Source organism: Amaricoccus macauensis (assembly GCF_014201905.1).
In the GTDB taxonomy this organism is placed as follows: Bacteria; Pseudomonadota; Alphaproteobacteria; order Rhodobacterales; family Rhodobacteraceae; genus Amaricoccus; species Amaricoccus macauensis.
Genome location: NZ_JACHFM010000001.1, coordinates 400,156 through 420,193, shown reverse-complemented (window position 1 = coordinate 420,193; position 20,038 = coordinate 400,156). Strand labels below are relative to the sequence as shown.

Below are 20,038 nucleotides of genomic sequence, written 5' to 3'. Positions count from 1 at the left end.
GCCCGTTATGCGCGTGGCTGCCGGATCAGTGCTTCACCGGGTTGATCATCATGACCATCTGCCGACCCTCGAGACGCGGAATCGCCTCGACCTTGCCGAGCTCGACCACGTCCTCGGCCACCTTCTCGAGCAGCTTGCGGCCAAGCTCGGCGTGCGCCATCTCGCGGCCTCGGAAACGCAGTGTGATCTTGACCTTGTCGCCGCCCTCAAGGAACTTCATCACCGAGCGCATCTTGACCTCGTAGTCATGCGTGTCGGTGTTCGGGCGGAACTTGATCTCCTTGATCTCGATGATCTTCTGCTTCTTCCGCGCCTCGGATTCCTTCTTCTGGGTTTCGTACTTGTACTTTCCGAAATCCATGATCTTGGCAACCGGGGGGGTCGCGTTCGGCGAGATCTCCACGAGATCCAAGCCGGCCTCGACGGCCAGCGACATGGCGCGGTCGGGAGTGATGACGCCGATGTTCTCACCTTCCGCGCCGATGAGCCGGATTTCCGGCGCGCGGATGCGCTCGTTCACGCGAGGGCCAGTGTCGCGCGTCGGGGGCGCGTTGTGCGGTCTGCGGGCTATGGTCTGCCGTCCTTCTGATCGTTGCAAAGGATAAAGGGACCGGGGCTGCTACCCCGGTCCTCCAACGAGACAATAGTGCACATCGAAGCACAAGTGAAGATCCACAACCTGGGCCGATGGCCGCAAAGTCGGAGGGCGACCGGTCGTTTCCGGCTTGCTCACCGGGGAATGACTCCACACTCTGCAACCCGGCATCCGGGTCAGTCGTTGCCCGGGTGCACGGGGATAAGTCATCCCTTAACTCTCGGTGGAGGAAACCGCATGAAAACATGGTACTGGATCGTCGGCATAATCGTCGTCGTCCTGGCGATCTATTTCTTCATGGGCTCGAAGCCGGAACCGGCACCAGCGCCCCCACCGCCAGCGACCGAAACGGCGCCTGCTCCGGCCCCGGCCGAGCCTGCTCCGGCTCCTGCGCCGGCTGAGCCTGCTCCTGCTCCTGCTCCTGCGCCCGCCGCGACCGAGCCGGCTCCGGCGACCCCGCCGGCCACCATGGCGCCTGCTCCGGCGACGCCCGAACCGGCAGCTCCGGCCACCCCGGAGGCGCCGAAGCCCTGACCTTGACCCGACGGGCCAGGGCGACCGCAAGAGACACGGTAAGTCACCCATGCACGTGGCTTTCCCGCGCCGGGCAGATCGGCTAACTCATGGGGTGCGCGCGAGAAGCGCGCACCCCTTCATTGTTTCTTGAGTATACGAGGTACCATGCCGACTGTTCTTGCTACCGGCGGCGCCGGCTACATCGGGTCGCACGTGGTGACCGAACTGCTCGGCGCGGGCTGGCGCGTGGTCATCCTCGACGACTTCTCGAACGCCGATGCGGGCGTCCTGTCGCGAATCTCCTCGCTCGGCCTCGGCACGCCGGAGCTCGTCCGGGGCGACATCCGCGACCCGGCGCTTCTGGATCAGCTGTTCGAGAGCCACAGGCCGGACGCGGTGGTGCATCTCGCGGGGCTGAAGGCGGTGGGCGAGTCGGTCGAGCAGCCGGTCGACTACTACGACGTGAATTTCAACGGCGCGACGACGCTCCTGCGGGCGATGCAGCGCCATGACGTGACGCGGCTGGTCTTCTCCTCGTCGGCCACGGTCTACGGCACGCCCGAACGCAATCCGATCGACGAGACCGCACCGCTCCGGGCGACGAGCCCTTACGGGCGGACCAAGCTCTTCACCGAGGCGCTGCTCGACGATCTCGCGATCGCGTGGCCAGCCTTCGCCTCCATGTCGCTGCGCTACTTCAATCCGGTCGGGGCGCATGCTTCGGCAGCGATCGGAGAGAACCCGCGCGGCACACCGAACAATCTCTTCCCCTACATCGCCCAGACCGCGGCGGGCGTGCGCCCGCGGCTGCGGGTTTTCGGCGACGACTATCCGACGCCGGACGGCACCGGGGTGCGCGACTACATCCATGTGGTCGATCTGGCGCGGGGCCATCTGGCGGCGCTCGACTTCCTGATGCGGGGCGAGGGGCAGGGGCAGAACCTCGCCCTCAACCTCGGCTGCGGCCGGGGGTACAGCGTGCTCGAGGCGGTGGCGGCGTTCGCCCGCGCGTCGGGGCGCGAGATCCCGTGCGAGATCGTCGGCCGTCGGCCGGGCGACGTGGCCGAATGCGTCGCCGATCCCCGCCGGGCCGAGGCACTGCTCGGCTGGCGCGCGACGCTTGATCTCGACGCCATGTGCGCCGATCACTGGGCGTTCCAGAGCAAGCTGATGCTGCCGGCGCGCTAGACCGGCACGAGGATGGGCGCGGCCTGCTCCCGGGCCGCGCGGAACGCGGCCTCCGCCCCGTGCGGCGCGTTCAGGAGCGCGAGCCCGGAGCCGGTCATCCCGCGCACGGGCTCCGGGTCGAAGCGCACCTCATCGACGCGCACCGCGAGCGGGTGCAGACCCGTGATCAGTTCGCGGTGCCGCCCGGCCGGCAGGAGCGGGTACCAGACGAGGACCGCGACCTCCGGCCATTTCGCCACAAGCCTGCGGACGAAGCCGGCGACCTCAGTGTACTCGGACTTCACCTCATAGCTCGGATCGACCAGCACCAGCCCGCGCCGCGGCGTCATCGGCGCCAGCGCGAGCCCGCCCTCCAGCCCGTCCCGCCGGTGGATCGCGACGCCCGGCCCGGCCAGCGCCTTGCGCAGCGCCGCGTGTTCGGCCGGGTGCAGCTCCATGAGCGTGAGGCTGTCCTGTGGCCGGAGCAGCGCCCGGGCGATGGCGGGCGAGCCCGGATAGGCGGTCGGGCCGGCGGCCGCGCGCACCGCCGCGATCGCCCGACCGAAGGGCGTCGCCGCGGGTGAGGGGGCGAGCCGCTCGATCCCCTGCGCCGCCTCACCGGTCTTCAGCGTCTCCGCGGCGGTGAGGTCGTAGAGCCCGCGCCCGGCGTGGGTCTCGAGATAGGAAATCGCCCGTGGCTTCACGGTCAGCCGGGCGATGAGCTCGGCGAGGACGATGTGCTTGTGAAGGTCCGCCGGGCCGCCGGCGTGGTAGGCGTGCTGATAGGAGAGCATCTCAGGCGACCCGGCTGCCCGCGACCCAGACGCCGCGCGGCAGCGGCAAGCCGCCGACCATGCGCACCCGCAGCAGATCGGCCCGAAGCCCCGGTGCGAGGCGGCCACGGTCAGTGAGGCCGGCGGCCGCGGCGGGCGCGGCGGTGACGGTGGCAAAGCCGGCCGCAAGCTCGCCCCGCGCCTCTCCGAGCCGGACAGCGGCGAGAAGCAGGCTCGCCGGCACGTAGTCCGACGACAGGATGTCGAGAAGCCCGGCCTCCGCCAGCGCCATCGCCGCGGCATTGCCCGAGTGCGAGGCGCCGCGTATGAGGTTCGGCGCCCCCATCATCACGGCGATGCCCGCCTCGCGGCAGGCGCGGGCGGCCTCGTGTGTGGTCGGGAACTCGGCGATGCGGCTGCCGTGCGCGGCCGAGATCGCCACCTGTTCCGGCGTCGTGTCGTCGTGGCTCGCGAGCGTCGCGCCGAGCCGCCTGGCGGCGGCGACCGCGGCCGCTTCGTGTCCGGCCCGAAAGCGCGCGGAAAGCGCGAGGCGATCGGCGATGAGCGCGTCGAACTCCGCGTCAGTGACCGAGCGGCGGCCCATGGTGTAGGCGCGCAGCAGGGCGAGGTCGCGGAACTGCCGCTGGCCGGGAGTGTGGTCCATCAGGCTGAGGATGCCCACCTCGTCCTCCGGGCCGAAGGCCGCAAGCTCTTCGGTCAGCGTCTCGGAACAGGTCTCGGCCCGGAGGTGCAGCCGGTGCGAGATCCGGAGCGCGCCCGCGCGCCGGAGCTCCGCGATCTCGGTCGCAAGCGCCCGGGCGTAGGGGCGGTACCCGCGTTGCGGGTCAGTGAGCGAGCCGGCGCGGAGCGCGTCGAAGACGGTGGTGATGCCGCAGCCGGCAAGCTCGGCGTCGTGGGCGACGATCGCGGCGGCGTGCGGCCACGCGACGTCGCGGCGCGGCTCGATGTGGCGCTCCAGATTGTCGGTGTGCAGTTCGATCAGCCCGGGTGCGAGCAGGTCGCCCTCGCAGTCGAGCGCGCCGGGCGGCACGCCCGCGCCGGTGTCGAGCCCGGCGATCAGCCCGCCACGCACCACGACGCTGCCCGTCACCGTCTCCCCGGCGAGGATCAGGCGGGCGTTGGCGAGCACGATCTCGCCCGGTTGCGCGTTGCGGCTGTCGTATGGCATGGCTTCGTTCAACTTTACCGGGGTCTCGGGCAGCAGGATGGGCGACTGGCGCCGGCATGCAATCTATTTCGCGCCGCCGCAAGGCAGTGAGCTGGCGCGGTTCGGAGCGGCGTGGCTCGGCTGGGACCCGGCGGCGGGAGCGGTCGTTGCGCGTTCGCCGAATGCGCTCCTGCCGGATGCGATGGTCGCCGAACCCGCGCGCTACGGCTTTCACGCGACGCTGAAGGCGCCGTTCCGCCTCACCGGGTCAGCGACGACCGACGACCTCGACGCGGCGACGGCGCGCCTCGCGCGAGCGCTCGCGGGGTGCGAGCTTCGGCTTCGGACGGCTGCCCTTGGTGGCTTCATCGCTCTCGTCCCGGTCGAGGTACCGGGGGAACTCATTGCACTCGAGGCCGCGCTGGTGCGCGGGCTCGACGAGTTTCGCGCGCCGCTCACCGAGGCCGAGATTGCCCGGAGGCGACCGGACAAACTCGACGCGGGGGCGCGCGCGCATTTGGCGAGATGGGGCTATCCCCACGTCCTCGACCGCTTCCGCTTCCACATGACGCTGACCGGATCGCTCGATGCCCCGGAGACGGCGCTGCGGGCGCTCACGAACGCGACGGCGCCGCTCATCGCCGCGCCCATGCCGGTGCGCGAGGTCTGTCGGTTTTCCGAGGCGCCGGATGGCCGGTTCCACCTCGTGCGGCGCTTTCCGCTGCAAGCGTAGGCTGCAAGCGTAGATCGACAGAAGAAGGCCACCCCTCTCGGGGCGGCCACGGTCGCTTCCGGCCTCCGAAGGCTCAGACGTCGTCGATGACGCGCTTCACGGCCTCCTTGGCCTCGCCTTCGGCCTTCTGCAGCTTGCCCTTGGTCTCCTGGGCAGCGCCCTTCGCTTCCATCTCGGGGCTGTCGATGGCGTCGCCAACGGCCTGACGAGCCTTGCCGGCCACCTCGTTGGCGGTGCCCTTGATCTTGTCCACGGTGCTGTTGCTCATTTGGTCATCCTTTCGCTTCCACCCGACGAACGATGCGGGTGACTTGCATGAGGGGAACGCCGCCCGCGTCGGATGGTTGCGGTTCGAACCATCGCTTCGCAGTTCGCAGAGTGAGGAGCCGGCCTCACGGGCGGGGTGAACGACCGGATTCTCGGGGCTTCCACTTCAGCGTCTCACGCGGATTCCTCGATGCGAAAGGTGCTCTCCGGGGTGACCGGGGGCGCGCCTTCCATCGCGCGTCCCCGGCCGCTGGTGACCCGGACCGGCCCGAGTCGAGCGGTCGAACTGGTGGGTGACCTTCATGCCGGCACGACCACGCGGCTCGCCGACCGAGGCGGATATCCCTCCCGGAGGCAACGACCGCGCGTGCGCGCCTGATCGTCCGGGCGCGTCTGCTCCGCAGTGGGGCTTGCGCAGTGCGAATGGATCGACTTACCTCGCACCGACGAGTGCGGGGGCCATGTCCAACAATCTTTCCTTTCTGGCAGGCGGCGGTGACGTCGGCCGGCTGATCGCGTCCTACGAGTGGGGCGGGACCGCCCTCGGCCCGATCGACAGCTGGCCCGAGGCGCGGCGGACCGCGATCGCGATGGTGCTGCGCGCGCCGGTGCCGGTCGCGCTGCTGCTCGGGCCGGACGGCGTCATGATCTACAACGACGGCTACGCCGGGATCGCCTTGGGCAGGGGCAGGCATCCGGCATGCCTCGGCGCGTCGGTGTTGACCGCGTGGCCCGAGGTGGCGGCGTTCAACGCCGAGGTTCTTCGGGTCGTGCTCGCCGGCGGCACGCTCAGTTTCCGCAACCACGAACTCGGCCTGATGCGAGATGGCGCCGAAGAGAAGGTTTGGTTCAACCTCGACTATTCGCCGCTTCCCGACGCCCGGGGCGAGATCGTCGGCGTCCTGGTGCTCGTGACCGAGATCAGCGAGCGGGCGCGCTTCGAGCGCGCGATCGTCGAGGATCGTGCCCGCCTTCGGCAGATGTTCGAGCAGGCGCCGAGCTTCATGGCGCTCCTGAGCGGGCCGGAGCACGTATTCGAGCTGACGAACACGGCGTACCGCCAGTTGATCGGACACCGTGACGTGCTCGGGCTCCGTGTGCGCGAAGGATTGCCCGAGCTCGCCGGGCAGGGGTTCTTCGAGTTGCTCGACCGAGTCTATGCGTCCGGTGAGCCCTACGTCGGCCGTGGGGTAAAGGTGCTGCTGCAGGCCACGCCGGACTCCCCGGCCGAGGCGCGGACGCTCGATTTCGTCTACCAGCCGGTCCGGGACGGCGGCGGCGGGGTCACGGGCATCTTTGTCCAGGGGGTCGACATCTCTGATCGGATCGCGGCCGAGCACGCACGCGCCGCGAGCGAACATCAGTTCCGCACCTTTGCCCAGACCATGCCGAACCACGTCTGGGTGGCGGGTCTCGACGGCGGGCAGACCTGGGTGAACGACCGGATGCACGATTATGCGGGGATGACGCCCGGGGCGCTCTGCGGCTTCGGCTGGCGCGGGACCATCCACCCGGATGATCTGGCCGAGACCGACGTCCGCTGGAAGGAGTCTGTGGCGACGGGTGCGCCCTATGAACGCGAGGATCGCCGGCGCCGCCACGACGGCGCCTGGCGCTGGCATCTCTCACGGGCCGTCCTCATCCACGATTGCGACGGCCTGCCCCGCTGCTGGATCGGCACGAGCACCGACATCGACGACCAGAAGCTGGTGGAGCAGGCCTTGCGGGACAGCGAGCTGCGCCTGCGGTTGTCGCAGGAGGCCGCAGGCATTGCCTCGTTCGAGGTGGATGTTGCCACCGGCGACGTCATGGGGTCCGAACGGCTCTGGGCGCTCTGGGGCTTGCCGCAGGCGACGCGCGTGCCGCTCGCGGTGTTCGAGCGCCTGGTCCTGCCCGAGGACCGGCTTGCGCCTTGGTCGGAGACAGGCCCGCGGGACGGCACGGCGGCAAAGAACGTCGAGTACCGCATCCGCCGCGGCGATACTGGCGAGGAGCGCTGGATCGCCCGGCATGTGGAATACCTGCGCGACGCCGCGGGCCGGCCGGTGAAGATGTTCGGCGTGATGCGCGACGTGACCGACGCGAAGCAGTCAGAGATCCGCCAGCAGACCCTGACCCACGAGCTGGCACACCGGATAAAGAACATCCTCGCCACGGTCTCGGCAATCGCCTCGCAGACCCTGCGCGACACCGATCTCGCCACGGCGCGCGCGGCTTTCGACACGCGGTTGCAAGCGCTTGCCCGCGGGCACGACATCCTGAACGCGTCGCGCTGGACCACGGCCTCGCTCGGGGGCGTCGTCGAGGCCGGGCTCGGCCCGTTCCCGGGCGAGCGGATCACGATCAACGGACCGGATCTCGCGATCGGTCCGCGCCGGGCGCTGACACTCGCCCTCGCCGTCAACGAACTCGGCACCAACGCGCTGAAGTACGGTGCCCTCGGCGACAACGGCGGCCATGTCAGCGTCGCGTGGTGGCGCGAGGACACCGCCGACGGGCCGCGCCTCGTCTGGCGCTGGGCGGAGGCCGGCGGCCCCGCGGTCTCGGCGCCTGAGCGCCGGGGTTTCGGGCGTTTCCTGCTGGAACGGGTGCTGGCGGCGGATTTCGGCGGTTCGGTGAGGATCGCGTTCGCCCCGGGCGGAGTTGAATGCATATTGACCGCGCCGTGGCCTCCCACGCAGTGGGAGGACTGACCGATTGAGAGAGCGTGAGACGGTCCTGGTCGTGGAGGACGAGGCGCTGATCCTCTTCACCATATCGGACGAACTCCGTCATGCCGGCTACCATGTGCATGAAGCGCAGGATGCCGACGAGGCGCTGCGCCTGCTCGCGAGCGACGATCCCGTGGGATTGCTCTTTACCGACATCGACATGCCGGGCTCCATGGACGGGCTGGGGCTCGCCCACATGGTGCGCGACCGCTGGCCGCTGGTGCGGATCATCGTCACCTCCGGCAAGGCGGTCCCCGATCCGGCGGCGCTGCCCGAGGGCAGCCGGTTCTTGGCCAAGCCCTACACCTCGGGGGCCGTCGTCGAGGCGGTGCGGGGCATGCTGGCCTGAGACGGCTGTATCCGCCGCCCTCCGTGACTTGCCGAGCGGCGACGGCCGGGTATTGTGCGCGTCCCCGGTCACCATTCTCCGAGTCATCATGGCCCCGCAAACCGAAGCCCGCATCGCCCGCGCCATCGCCGCCGAGATCGGCGCGCGCCCCGAGCAGGTCACCGCCGCCGCGGGCCTGCTCGACGAGGGCGCCACCGTCCCCTTCGTCGCGCGCTATCGCAAGGAGGCGACGGGCGGGCTCGATGACACCCAGCTTCGCACGCTCGCCGACCGGCTCGTCTACCTGCGTGAGCTCGAGGCGCGCCGGGCGACGATCCTCGGCTCGATCGGCGAGCAGGGCAAGCTGACCCCCGAGCTCGAGAGCGCCATCGCCGCCGCCGACACCAAGGCCACGCTCGAAGACCTCTACCTCCCCTACAAGCCCAAGCGCCGCACCAAGGCGATGATCGCCCGCGAGCGCGGCCTCGGCCCCCTCGCGGAGGCGATCCTCGCCGATCGCGCCACGCCGCCCGAGACGCACGCCGCCGGCTACCTCGGGGACGAGGTGCCCGACGTGAAGGAGGCGCTCGCCGGTGCCCGCGACATCCTGACCGAGCAGCTTTCGGAGGACGCGGCCCTTCTCGGCCGACTCCGAGAGTTCCTGCACCGCGAGGCGATGCTGACCGCGCGGGTGGTCAAGGGGCAGGAGGAGAAGGGCGCGAAGTTCTCCGACTACTTCGAGCACGGCGAGAAGTGGGCGGGGGTGCCGAGCCACCGGGCGCTCGCGATGATGCGCGGCGCCAACGAGGGCGTGCTCACCCTCGACATCGGCCCGGACGAGACGGCGCTGCCGCAGGTCGAGGCGGCGGTGACGGCAGTGCTCGACGCCGCCGGCGACGGCCCGGGCGACCGCTGGCTCCGGGATGTGGCGCGCTGGGCCTGGCGGGTGAAGCTCGGCCTCTCGATGATGCTCGACCTCATGGGCGACCTGCGCGAGCGGGCGCAGGAAGAGGCGATCCGGGTCTTCGCCCGCAACCTCAAGGACCTGCTGTTGGCCGCACCCGCCGGCGCACGGACAACGATCGGCCTCGATCCGGGCATCCGGACCGGCGTGAAGGTCGCGGTGGTGGACGCGACCGGCAAGGTGCTGGCGACCGAAACGGTCTATCCCTTCCAGCCGAAGAACGACGTGCGCGGCGCACAGGCGGCCCTCGCGGCGCTCATCGTCCGGCACAAGGTCGAGCTCATCGCCATCGGCAACGGCACCGCCAGCCGCGAGACCGAGCGGCTGGTCGCCGATCTCCTCGGGCAGATGCCGGGCACGAAGCCGACGAAGGTCATCGTCTCCGAGGCGGGGGCCTCGGTCTATTCCGCCTCCGAGCTGGCGGCGAAGGAGTTCCCCGGGCTCGACGTGTCGCTGCGCGGCGCGGTCTCGATCGCCCGCCGCCTGCAGGATCCGCTGGCGGAACTGGTGAAGATCGAGCCGAAGGCGATCGGCGTCGGCCAGTACCAGCACGACGTGGACCAGCACCGCCTCGGCCGTTCGCTGGAGGCGGTGGTCGAGGACGCGGTGAACGCGGTCGGCGTCGATCTCAACACCGCCTCGGCGCCGCTGCTCGCCCATGTCTCGGGCCTCGGGCCGTCGCTCGCCGACGCGATCGTCGCGCACCGCAACGAGAAGGGCGCGTTCGTGAGCCGCAAGGAGCTTCTCGCCGTGTCGCGCCTCGGGCCGCGCGCCTTCGAGCAGTGCGCGGGCTTCCTGCGCATCCGCGACGGGGCGGAGCCGCTCGACGCCTCGTCGGTGCACCCGGAGGCCTACGACGTGGCGCGCCGCATCGTCTCCGCCTGCGGCCGCGACCTCAGGAGCCTGATGGGCGACGAGGCCCGGCTGCGCTCGGTGGATCCGGAGGACTTCGTTGACGGCCGCTTCGGCCTGCCGACGGTCCGCGACATCCTCGCCGAACTGGCGAAGCCCGGCCGTGACCCGCGCCCGGCCTTCGTCACCGCGACGTTTCAGGAAGGCGTCGAGGAGATCTCCGACCTGAAGCCCGGCATGATGCTGGAGGGCACCGTGACGAACGTCGCGGCCTTCGGCGCCTTCGTGGACATCGGCGTCCACCAGGACGGCCTCGTCCACGTGAGCCAGCTCGCCGACCGCTTCGTGAAGGACCCGCATGAGGTGGTGAAGGCGGGCGACGTGGTGAAGGTGCGCGTGGTGGAGGTCGACGCGGCCCGCAAGCGCATCGGCCTCACCATGCGCAAGGAGGCCTCCGGCGGCGCCCGACCGCAGCAGGGTCGGGGCGAGCAGGCGGCGTCTGCGAAGTCTGCGGGTGGCAAGTCTTCGGGTGGCAAGTCTGGTGGTGGCAAGCCCGCGCAGGGCAAGCGCGGCCCGGAGCCGAAGAGCGAGCCGGCTGCGACGACGGGCAGCTTCGGGGCGGCGCTTCTCGACGCGATGAAGGGGACGCGGTGAACGGTCGGGCGCGGCAATCGTGGTTAACGCGACAGCGCCCCTGAGGAGAAGAGTAGCTTCGGGCGGCGGTGGAGGGAAAGCCTCGTCGTCGCGCCGGGGTTAACGCGCCGCCGGTTTCGGCCGTCACGCGGGACGCGCGCCTTCGACGCGTCATGCCAACGGCGTGCCTCCGGCACGATATGCCGCAGTGGCGGACGGACCCGCCGAGCCGTCTGGGGTGAGCATGCCGGATGACGAACTGGGTCGAGTGCTTCGGCGTTTCGAGATGTACCCGACCCGGCGTATCTCTTTGCGGTCCCGCTGGGTCGCCGGGAAACCAGACCGCGCAACTTGCGCGGGCTCAGCCCACCCGGCGCAGGAACGTCTGCAACCGCGCGTCCTGCGGCCGCTCGAAAATCGCCGCGGGCGGACCCTCCTCGACGATGCGCCCGCCATCCATGAAGAGGATCCGGTCGGCGATCTCGCGGGCGAACTGCATCTCGTGGGTGACGATCAGCATCGTCTGATGCGCCGCGACCCGGCGGAGCAGGTCGAGAACCTCGCCCACCCACTCGGGATCGAGCGCAGAGGTCGGCTCGTCAACCAGCATCAGCTCCGCCTCCAGCGCCATCGCGCGGCCGATCCCCACCCGCTGCTGCTGGCCGCCGGAAAGCGCCGCGGGATAGGCGTCCCCCCGATCGGCAAGGCCGATCTCGGCAAGGATCGCATCGGCCCGCGCATCCGCATCCGCCTGAGACATCCGCTTCACCACCGTCAGCGCCTCGGTGATGTTCTGCCGCGCGGTCTTGTTGGCGAAGAGTGCATAGTTCTGGAACACGAACGCCGTCCGCCGGCGCAGGGCGAGGATCTCGCGCCGCGACGCCTTCGACGCCTCCACCTCCAGATCGCCGACGCCGATCAGCCCCGCGTCCGGCCGGTCGAGAAAGGCGAGGCAGCGCAGCAGCGTCGACTTGCCGGTGCCAGACGGCCCGATGATGACGATCCGCTCGCCGGGCGCGATATCGAGGTTGATGCGGTCGAGGATCGTGCGCTCGCCGAACCGCTTCAGGAGCCCCTCGATGCGGATCCCCGTGTCGCAGCTCATCGCACGAACGCCCGGGCGAGACGCACCTCCATCCGCCGCTGCACGAAGGACAGCGCCTCGACGATCGCCCAGTAGATGAGCGCGACGACAAGGAACGCCTCGAGGTAGCGGAAACTCCCCGCCGCCTCCTTCTGTGCCGCGCCCATCATCTCGGTCACGCCGAGGGTGAAGGCGAGCGAGGTGCTCTTGATCAGGTCGATGAAGTAGTTGAGCAGCGTCGGCGCCGCCACCCGCGCCGCCTGCGGCAGGATGATCCGCCGCATGAGCTGCAGCTCGGTCATGCCGACGGAGGCGCCCGCCTCCCACTGGCTGCGGTCGATGCCGAGGATCGCGCCGCGGATGCTCTCGGCCATGTAGGCGGAGAAGTGCAGCGTCAGCCCGATCACCGCCGCCGTCACCCCGTCGATGCTGCGCGCCGCCGGCAGGAGCTGCGGCAGGCCGTAGTAGAAGAGGAAGAGCTGCACGAGGAGCGGCGTGCCGCGAAAGAAGCTGATGTAGACCGCGACGATCCGGTCGGCCACCGGCACCCGCAGCACCCGCACGATGGCAAGCGCCGCGGCGAGCACGAGGGCGATCGCCATGGAAATGATCGCCATCCCGAGGGTCAGCGGCACGTAGCGCAGGATGACGGGCACGAGGCTCGCCATGTACTCGAGATCGACCACCATTGCTCAGGAGGCGGGCGCGGTGACGTCGGCGCCGAGCCACTTTTCCGAGATCGCCTTCAGCGTCCCGTCGGCCTTCAGTTTGGTGATCGCGGCGTCCACCCGGTCGCGCATCGCCTCTCCGGTCTCGTCCTTGCGGAACGGCAGGGCGTTGCGGATCTCGGAGAACGGTGCCCCGGCGAGCTGGAGCGGCAGCGGCGACTCGGCGATCACCTGCGCCGAGGACACCCGGTCCATGACGAAGGCATCGACCCGGCCAAGCGCCGTGTCCTGCTCGATGTTGCTCTCGTAGGTCTTGATGGTGATCTCGTTCGCGAACGGCAGCTCACGCAGGAGATGCTCGAAGTTCGAGCCGAGGTTCACCGCCACGGTCTTGCCCCGCAGGTCGTCGACGCCCTTGATCGCGTCGTTGCCCTCGCGCACCACCACCTGCGCGCCGTCGTAGACGTAAGGCTGGGTGAACGCGAACTTCGCCTCGCGCTCCGGCGTGATGGTGATCTGGTTCGCCACCGTGTCGATGCGGCCGGCCTCGAGGGCGCCGATCAGGCCGGAGAAGCCCATGGTGCTGAACTCGATCGTGTCGCCGGTCTCCTTGCCGATCGCGTACATGAAGTCGACTTCGAAGCCCTGCAGGACGTCCTGCTTGACGAAGGTAAAGGGGAAATACCCGCCCGACATGCCGACGCGGATCGTGTCGGCGGCGGCAGGCAGCGTGAAAATTGTCAAGGCGAGCGCAGCGGCGGCGAAGTGCTTCATGGTCGCGTCCTCTCCAGTCCCTGACATCCGAGGATAGCACGCCGCGCCGGCTTGGCGAGGTGCTGCCGCTCAGGCGAGCAGATCGAAGCGCACCGGGCTCCCCGCCTCAGCGTCGGGCGCGAGCCAGAGCTCGAAGCTCCCGGGCTCGGCGCGGGGCAAAAGATCGCTGCCGACGAATGTCAGGTCCTCGCGGCGCAGTGGAAAGCTCGCCTCGGTCTCGCCGCCGGGCGGCACCTCGATCCGGCGAAACGCGCGGAGCCTTCGGATCGGTTGCGCGACGCTCGCCGCCCGGTCGCGGATGTAGAGCTGCACCACTTCCTCGACCGCGCGGGGCCCGGGATTCCGCAGCCGGACCGAGGCGGTGATCTCGCCGTCCCACGGCAGGGTTGGCGACGAGAGCCGGACCTCGCCGTAGTCCACCACGCCATAGGTGAGCCCGTGGCCGAAAGGAAAGCGTGCCCGGTTCGGCGTCTCGCGGTAACGTGCCTTGTAGAACCGCGACTCCGGCGTCTCGGGCCGGCCGGTCGCGAGGTGGTCGTAGTGATAGGGCTCCTGTCCGGAGCGGAACGGAAAGCTCACGGGCAGCCGTCCGGTCGGTGCCGCGTCGCCGAAGATCAGGTCGGCGACAGCGTTGCCCTCCTCCGAGCCGAGAAACCAGACGACGAGAAGCGCCGGGAAATCCGTGAGCACATCCGGCAGTTCGAGGCCGCGGCCGGTCTTCAGGAGCACCACGACGGGCTTGCCGGTCGAGGCGATCGCCGCCGCCAGCGCCTGCTGCGGCGCGGGGATGTCGATCGTCGTCCGGGATTGCGCCTCGCCAGACATGAGGGCATGCTCGCCGGCGACCAGCACGACCACGTCCGCCGCTTCCGCCGCTGCCACCGCCGCCGCGATGCCGCCGGGGATTTCGGCCTCGGCCTCGCAGCCCTTGACCACCGTCAGGCGGGCGGGATCGGAGATCGCGGCGCGAAGCCCGTCGGCGATGGTCACCACGGCCTTGTGGTCGGTGAAGATCGACCACGGGCCGGCCGCGTTCACCGGCTCTTCCGCGAGCGGTCCGATCAGCGCGATACGGGTGTCCCGCCCGAGCGGCAGCAGGTCGCCCTCGTTTCTCAGCAGCACCGCCGACCGCTGCCCGGCCTCGCGCGCCAGCGCACGGATGGGGGCAGAGCCCACCGTCGCGCGCTCCACGTCGGGGTCACTGCCGCGATAGGGATCGTCGAAGAGCCCGAGGGCGGCCTTCGCGCCAAGGACGCGGCTGACCGCTTCGTCGAGGCGCGCCATCGGCACTTCGCCGGAGGTAACGAGGCCCGGCAGGTAGCGGACATAGAAATCGCTCATCATCACCATGTCGATGCCCGCCAGCATGGCGATGCGCGCGGCGTCGCGGTCGTCGGCCGCCATCCCGTGCGCCACAAGCTCGCGGTCGGCGGTGTAGTCGGCCACCACATAGCCGGTGAAGCCCCATTCCTCGCGCAGGATACCGGTCAGGAGCCGCCGGTTGCCGGTCGCGGGCACCCCGTCCACGGTGTTGAACGCCGACATGACCGAGAGGGCACCAGCGTCGAGCGCCGCCCGGAACGGCGGCAGGTAGACTTCGCGCAGCATCCGCTCGGAGACATCGGCACCGGCGTAGTCGAGCCCGGCCGCCGCCGCGCCGTAGGCGGCGAAGTGTTTCGGCGTCGCGAGGAGCGACAAGGGGTCGGTGAGGGCGCTGCCCTGAAAGCCGAGGGTGCGGGCATGGGCGAAGACCTCGCCGAGAAACACATCCTCGCCCGCGCCCTCGACGACACGCCCCCAGCGCTGGTCGCGGGCGACGTCGACCATGGGCGCGTAGGTCTGATGGATGCCCGAGGCCCCGCCCTCCATCGCCGCTCCGCGCGCCGTGCGCCGGGCGAGGTCGGGATCCCAGCTCGCGGCCTCGGCGAGAGGCACCGGGAAGGCGGTGCGCAGCCCGTGGACGATGTCGGCGGCGAAAAGAAGCGGGATCCGCAGGCGCGATTCCTCGACCGCCAGTCGCTGCACCGAGCGCGCGCCCGCCGCGCCCACGCCGTTGAAGAGCGCGCCAAGCCGCCCGGCGCGGATATCCGCCGCGATCCGCGCCTCGTCGACGTTCATGTCGTCGGGGTTGACCCCGCCCGGCCGCCAGCGGAACGGGTCGGCCATCACCGTCAGCTGCCCGGCCTTTTCCTCCGGCGTCATGCGCGCCACCAGATCGGCGATCCGCTCGGCGTTTGCCGCAGCCCGAGCGGGCGGCAGGGTCGCCGTCGCGGCCAGCGCGAGAAAGCCTCGCCGCGACACCGCCGGCAGGCGGAAGAGCTGGGGGTCGTCGTCGTGCATGTCTGCTCCCGGATTCGGCGCCTTGGCCGTGCTCGGCCGAGCTTCGGAGAGCGGCGGCGCGGGTTCAAGCCTTCGCGAAGGCCCGGCGCGGCTTGCATTCCCCCGTGCCGCCCTGTCATCTCGCCGCCGGGTTTTTGAAGGCTTGGGGGGAAGGGCGATGGTCGTGAGTGTCACCGGCACGGCGCCGGCATGGGACGCGGCGATGGAGGCTGAGCTCCTGCGCCGCATCGACGGCAAGACGAAGCCCGTGGGCTCGCTCGGCGCGGTCGAGACCATCGCGGCGGCGGTCGCGCGCACCCGGCGCAGCCTGACGCCGCGGCTCGAGGCCTGCGACCTCACGATCTTCGCCGCCGATCACGGCATCGCGCGCGAGGGGGTCTCGGCGTATCCGCAGGCGGTGACGCGGCAGATGGTATTGAACTTCCTCGCCGGCGGGGCGGCGGCCAACGTGATGTCGCGCGCGCTCGGCGTCGGGTTTCGGGTGGTGGACGCGGGCATCGCCGGAGAGCCGATCGACCATCCCGCGCTGATCTCGCGGCGGATCGGGCCGGGCACCCGCAGCTTTCTCGACGGTCCGGCGATGACCGTGGCCGAACTCGACGCGGCGCTCGATGCCGGCCGGGCGCTCGGCGCGGACGGCGTGGCGGATGCGGTCGCGTTCGGCGAGATGGGGATCGGCAACACCTCCGCCGCCGCGCTCGTCGCCCACAAGCTGACGGGCACGCCGCTCGCGGATCTCGTCGGCCGGGGCACCGGCCTCGCCGACGCGGGGCTGGAGCGCAAGCGCGTGACGCTCGAGGGCGCGGCGGCGCGGACTGCGCCGGTGCTCGACCCGCGCGCGGCGCTGGCGGAGTACGGTGGCTTCGAGGTGGCGATGATGGCGGGCGCGATGCTCGGCGGGGCGGCGGCCGGGCGGGTGGTGCTCGTCGATGGCTTCATCGCCGCGGTGGCGGCGCTCGCGGCCGTGGCGATCGACCCTGCCGCCCGTGGCCCGATGATCTTCGCGCATCGCTCCGCCGAGCGTGGCCATGGCGCGGTGCTCGCGAGCCTCGCGGCCGAGCCGATTCTCGACCTCGGCCTCCGGCTCGGTGAAGGCACCGGCGCGCTTCTCGCCTGGCCGATCGTCAAGGCGTCGGCGGCGATGCTGAGCGAGATGTCGAGCTTCGAGACCGCGGGCGTCAGCGGTCCCGCATGAGCCGGCTCCGCGAAGAGGCGGCGGCGCTGGCCCTTGCCTGGCAGTTTCTGACCCGGGTGCCGCTGCCGGTCGCGGTGACGTACACCCCGGAGCGGATGGCGGCGTCGCAGGCCTGGCTACCGGCGGTCGGCCTCGGGATCGGCGTGATCGGCGCGGCGGTTCTGGTGGCGGCGGCGGTGGTCCTGCCGGCGGTGCCGGCGGTCCTCCTCTCGATCGCCGCCACCGTTGCCCTCACCGGGGCCTTCCACGAGGACGGGCTGGCGGACACCTTCGACGGTGTCGGCGGCGGGCCGGACATCACCCGGCGGCTCACGATCATGAAGGACAGCCGGATCGGCACCTATGGCGCGGTCGGCCTCGGCCTCGTGCTGGCGCTCAAGGCATCGAGCCTCGCCGGTCTCGGCCCGGTCGGCTCGCCCTGCCTCGTCGCGGCGACACTGGTGGCCGGGCACGGGGCGAGCCGGGCGTCGGCAATGCTCGTCGTCATGACGAGCGGCTACGTGCGCGATGACGGCACCGGCAAGTTCACTGCCCGAGGGCTCGGGCGCCGGGGCGTGGTTCTCGTCGGGGCGGTCGGGCTCGCCGCGCTCCTGATCCTCTTCGCCGCTGCCGGGGCAGGGGCGGCGGCGGCGGGTCTCGCCGGTCTCATGGCAGGCCACCTGCTGGCGCGGAGTCTCTTCGAGCGACAGCTTGGCGGCTACACCGGTGACTGCCTCGGGGCGACGCAGCAGCTGAGCGAGGTCGGGCTCTACCTCGGTCTCCTCGCGTGGATCTGATCCTCCTGCGCCATCTTGCGCCGGTCGGGGGCGAGGGCCGCTGCTACGGCCGCACCGACCTCGACCCCGGAGCCGGTCTCGGCGCCCGGGCCGCGCGGCTTGCCGCCGGCCTGCCCCGGCCGACGTGCATCGTCACGAGCCCGCTTCGCCGCTGCCGCAGCCTCGCGGTGCGGCTCGGCGGGCAGTTCCGCGTGCCGGTGATGGTGGATCGCGGCTGGACGGAGATCGATTTCGGCGCGTGGGAGGGCAAGCCCTGGGATCTCGTCCCGCGCGACGAGCTCGACGCCTGGGCCGCCGATCTGCTGCGTGCCCGTCCACATGGCGGCGAGAGCGTCGCGATGCTGCTCGCGCGCATCCGCCGCACGCTCGCCCGCACGGCGCCGGGAAGCCTCGTCGTCACCCATGCCGGCGCGATCCGCGCGGCGCTCGTCGCGACAGGTGCCGGGCCTGCCGGGTGGGAGCGGCGGATCGGCTTCGGTGAGGCGGTGCCGGTTCGCCGGGGTTGACGCGGGGGCCGCGGCGGCACATCTCGGGCGCGGCAACTGGGAGACCGCATCATCATGGACGCACTCGAGTTCCTGCTCACCCGCCGCTCGCGCCCGGCCAAGCTCCTGAAGGCGCCGGCGCCCGGGCGGGAGGAGCTCCTGAAGCTCCTGACCGCCGCCGCGCGCGTGCCTGACCACGGCAAGCTCGAACCCTGGCGCTTCGTGGTGATCGAGGGGGCGGGCCGCGAGCGCTTCGCGAAGGCGATCCGGGCGCGCGGCGCCGAGACCGGACAGGATCCGGACAAGGGCGCGCTCGCCTTCGAACAGGCGCCGCTCGCGGTCGCCGTCATCGGCGTGCCGAGGCAGAGCGAGAAGGCGCCGGCGATCGAGCAGACCCTCTCCGCCGGTGCCGCGACGCTCTCGCTCGTCAACGCGGCGCTCGCCGCCGGCTGGGGCGCGAGCTGGCTGACCGGCTGGCCGGCCTACGACCACGACCTCCTCGCGGCGGAACTCGGCCTCGGGGCCGATGAATGGCTCGCGGGCTTCGTCTACATCGGCACCTGCGAGGCGACGCCGCCGGAGCGGCCGCGCCCGGACGTGCCGGCGCTCGTCACCTGGCTCGACGGCTGAGCGCGATGGGCGTTCTCGTCGATCTCGGCAGGGCGCTGGGGCAGTTTCGCGATCCGCGGTTCCTGCGGGTGCTGGGCTGGGCGGTTCTCGTCACCATCGCCGGGCTCGTGGCGGTCTTCTGGGCGGTGATGCTCGGCCTTGGCTGGGTGCTGCCCGAAACCGTGACGCTGCCCTGGGTCGGCACGGTCACCTTCGTCGACGATCTCGTCGACTGGGCGGCGATCGCCCTCATGCTGGTGCTGTCGGTCGTGCTCATGGTGCCGGTGGCCGCGGGTGTCGTCGGGTTCTTTCTCGAGGGCGTCGCCGAGGCGGTGGAGGCGAAGCACTACCCGCAACTGCCCCCCGCCCGCGGGATGGGCTGGGCCGAGCAGGTGAGCGACGGCCTGCGCTTCTTCCTGATCGTCTGCGCGGCGAACATCGTCGGGCTGATCATCTACCTGACGGTCGCGCCGCTCGCGCCGGTGATCTTCTGGCTGGTGAACGGCTTCCTGCTCGGGCGGGAGTACTTTCAGCTCGTCGCCGCGCGCCGGATCGGGCGCCCCGCGGCAGCCGAGCTCGGCCGGCGGCATTTCTGGCGCATCTGGGCCACGGGAACGGCGATGGCGATCCCGCTCAGCGTTCCGGTGCTGAACCTCGTGGTGCCGATCCTCGGCGTCGCGGTCTTCACGCACCAGTACCATCGGCTCGTGGGCGACGCGGAGTCGTGAAAAAAGCCCGCCGACCGGTGGGTCGGCGGGGGTGTCTCGCAGAAAGTCCGGCAGAAAGTCCGGTCGTCCGACGACAAGTCTGGTCGTCTGGCGACGTGGCTCAGCTTTCCAGCGTGGCGTCCATCGTGATGTTGGCGTTCAGCACCTTGGAGACCGGGCAGCCGGCCTTGGCGCCTTCGGCGGCCTTCTGGAAGGCCTCATCGCTCGCGCCGGGGATCTTCGCCTTCACCGTCAGGTGTACGGCGGTGATCGAGAAGCCACCGTCCGACGGCTCGACCGTCACGGCGGCGGACGTCGCGATCTCGTCGGCGGTCATGCCGGCCTCGCCAAGCACCAGCGAAAGCGCCATCGAGAAGCAACTCGCGTGGGCCGCGCCGATCAGTTCCTCGGGGTTCGTGCCCTTCTCGTCGCCGAAGCGCTTCGAAAAGCTGTAGGGTACCGATGCGAGCACGCCGCTCTCGGTCGAGACGGTTCCCTTGCCGTCCTTCAGTCCGCCCTGCCAGACGGCGGATCCGGTTCTCTTCATGCTCACTCTCCCCTTCGGGTTTCAAAGACTATCGGGCTGAGGGCGGGCCGGCGGGCTCCTCCGCATGATCCCAGTGGACCATGGGCCGCCGCCGCGCCCTGCGGCGTGGCGTCGCGCCGGGTGGCGGGAGCAGGATCACGGACCGC

Annotated in this window: 19 protein-coding genes; 10 read left to right on the top strand and 9 right to left on the bottom strand. The window is 70.9% G+C overall.

All coding sequences use genetic code 11. The features are described from left to right. Positions 1-25: 25 nt before the first annotated feature. Complete coding sequence (infC, locus tag HNP73_RS01970; protein ID WP_425486613.1) at positions 26-520, bottom strand: translation initiation factor IF-3; 495 nt, start codon at positions 518-520, stop codon at positions 26-28. Positions 521-1,276: 756 nt separating this feature from the next. On the opposite strand from infC, the gene galE reads away from it, so the two are divergent. Continuing rightward, the gene (gene galE / locus HNP73_RS01965; RefSeq protein WP_184146600.1) at positions 1,277-2,299 is read left to right on the top strand and encodes a UDP-glucose 4-epimerase GalE; all 1,023 of its coding nucleotides are present in this window, start codon (positions 1,277-1,279) and stop codon (positions 2,297-2,299) included. Here galE and rlmJ read toward each other — a convergent pair. Together rlmJ and HNP73_RS01955 are read right to left on the bottom strand one after the other, a co-directional pair. Further along, positions 2,296-3,072, bottom strand: coding sequence for a 23S rRNA (adenine(2030)-N(6))-methyltransferase RlmJ (gene rlmJ / locus HNP73_RS01960; RefSeq protein WP_184146598.1), 777 nt, complete (start codon positions 3,070-3,072; stop codon positions 2,296-2,298). The genes galE and rlmJ overlap by 4 nt on opposite strands. A gap of 1 nt (position 3,073) precedes the next feature. Further along, complete coding sequence (locus HNP73_RS01955) at positions 3,074-4,240, bottom strand: alpha-D-ribose 1-methylphosphonate 5-triphosphate diphosphatase (RefSeq protein WP_184146596.1); 1,167 nt, start codon at positions 4,238-4,240, stop codon at positions 3,074-3,076. Between HNP73_RS01955 and HNP73_RS01950 the strand changes: the two genes are divergently transcribed. Beyond that, positions 4,239-4,952 carry a DUF1045 domain-containing protein gene (locus HNP73_RS01950; RefSeq protein ID WP_246399467.1) on the top strand — a complete coding sequence of 238 codons (714 nt, stop codon included), beginning with the start codon at positions 4,239-4,241 and terminating at the stop codon, positions 4,950-4,952. The two genes, HNP73_RS01955 and HNP73_RS01950, sit on opposite strands and share 2 nt — an antisense overlap. A 73-nt stretch (positions 4,953-5,025) precedes the next feature. Here HNP73_RS01950 and HNP73_RS01945 read toward each other — a convergent pair whose 3' ends face one another. Then, entirely contained in the window at positions 5,026-5,220 is a 195-nt protein-coding gene (locus tag HNP73_RS01945) for a CsbD family protein (RefSeq protein ID WP_184146594.1), read from the bottom strand. A 460-nt stretch (positions 5,221-5,680) separates the two neighbouring features. On the opposite strand from HNP73_RS01945, the gene HNP73_RS01940 reads away from it, so the two are divergent. The 3 genes from HNP73_RS01940 (at position 5,681) to HNP73_RS01930 (ending at position 10,728) form a co-directional block, all read left to right on the top strand. After that, positions 5,681-7,912, top strand: a complete 2,232-nt coding sequence (locus tag HNP73_RS01940; protein WP_184146592.1) for a PAS domain-containing sensor histidine kinase — start codon at positions 5,681-5,683, stop codon at positions 7,910-7,912. Positions 7,913-7,916: 4 nt separating this feature from the next. Next, complete coding sequence (locus HNP73_RS01935; protein ID WP_184146590.1) at positions 7,917-8,279, top strand: response regulator; 363 nt, start codon at positions 7,917-7,919, stop codon at positions 8,277-8,279. A gap of 88 nt (positions 8,280-8,367) precedes the next feature. Then, on the top strand, positions 8,368-10,728 hold the full coding sequence (locus HNP73_RS01930) for a Tex family protein (RefSeq protein ID WP_184146588.1): 2,361 nt from the start codon (positions 8,368-8,370) through the stop codon (positions 10,726-10,728). A 340-nt stretch (positions 10,729-11,068) separates the two neighbouring features. Here HNP73_RS01930 and HNP73_RS01925 read toward each other — a convergent pair whose 3' ends face one another. The 4 genes from HNP73_RS01925 to HNP73_RS01910 all read right to left on the bottom strand — a co-directional run bounded on the left by HNP73_RS01925 (position 11,069) and on the right by HNP73_RS01910 (position 15,573). Then, a complete protein-coding gene (locus HNP73_RS01925; protein WP_184146586.1) occupies positions 11,069-11,812 on the bottom strand; it encodes an amino acid ABC transporter ATP-binding protein in 744 nt (247 codons plus the stop codon). Further along, entirely contained in the window at positions 11,809-12,459 is a 651-nt protein-coding gene (locus HNP73_RS01920) for an amino acid ABC transporter permease (RefSeq protein WP_221288302.1), read from the bottom strand. Before HNP73_RS01920 ends, HNP73_RS01925 begins: the two co-directional genes overlap by 4 nt. Positions 12,460-12,483: 24 nt before the next feature. Next, positions 12,484-13,233: an amino acid ABC transporter substrate-binding protein gene (locus HNP73_RS01915; protein ID WP_184146582.1), complete on the bottom strand. Its 750-nt coding sequence runs from the start codon at positions 13,231-13,233 to the stop codon at positions 12,484-12,486. Between the two features lie 69 nt (positions 13,234-13,302). Next, on the bottom strand, positions 13,303-15,573 hold the full coding sequence (locus HNP73_RS01910) for a glycoside hydrolase family 3 N-terminal domain-containing protein (protein WP_184146580.1): 2,271 nt from the start codon (positions 15,571-15,573) through the stop codon (positions 13,303-13,305). A 157-nt stretch (positions 15,574-15,730) separates the two neighbouring features. Between HNP73_RS01910 and cobT the strand changes: the two genes are divergently transcribed. From cobT to HNP73_RS01885, 5 genes are read left to right on the top strand one after another with little or no spacing between them, the layout of a single operon-like run. Next, the gene (gene cobT / locus HNP73_RS01905) at positions 15,731-16,768 is read left to right on the top strand and encodes a nicotinate-nucleotide--dimethylbenzimidazole phosphoribosyltransferase (RefSeq protein WP_184146578.1); all 1,038 of its coding nucleotides are present in this window, start codon (positions 15,731-15,733) and stop codon (positions 16,766-16,768) included. Further along, a complete protein-coding gene (gene cobS / locus HNP73_RS01900; protein ID WP_184146576.1) occupies positions 16,765-17,544 on the top strand; it encodes an adenosylcobinamide-GDP ribazoletransferase in 780 nt (259 codons plus the stop codon). The genes cobT and cobS overlap by 4 nt, the downstream gene beginning before the upstream one ends. Further along, complete coding sequence (locus HNP73_RS01895) at positions 17,535-18,050, top strand: histidine phosphatase family protein (RefSeq protein WP_184146574.1); 516 nt, start codon at positions 17,535-17,537, stop codon at positions 18,048-18,050. The genes cobS and HNP73_RS01895 overlap by 10 nt, the downstream gene beginning before the upstream one ends. A 54-nt stretch (positions 18,051-18,104) precedes the next feature. Next, positions 18,105-18,659 carry a nitroreductase family protein gene (locus HNP73_RS01890; protein ID WP_184146572.1) on the top strand — a complete coding sequence of 185 codons (555 nt, stop codon included), beginning with the start codon at positions 18,105-18,107 and terminating at the stop codon, positions 18,657-18,659. Positions 18,660-18,664: 5 nt separating this feature from the next. Continuing rightward, the gene (locus HNP73_RS01885; RefSeq protein WP_184146570.1) at positions 18,665-19,366 is read left to right on the top strand and encodes an EI24 domain-containing protein; all 702 of its coding nucleotides are present in this window, start codon (positions 18,665-18,667) and stop codon (positions 19,364-19,366) included. A 100-nt stretch (positions 19,367-19,466) separates the two neighbouring features. Here HNP73_RS01885 and HNP73_RS01880 read toward each other — a convergent pair whose 3' ends face one another. Further along, positions 19,467-19,892, bottom strand: coding sequence for an OsmC family protein (locus HNP73_RS01880; RefSeq protein WP_221288127.1), 426 nt, complete (start codon positions 19,890-19,892; stop codon positions 19,467-19,469). Between the last annotated feature and the right edge of the window lie 146 nt (positions 19,893-20,038).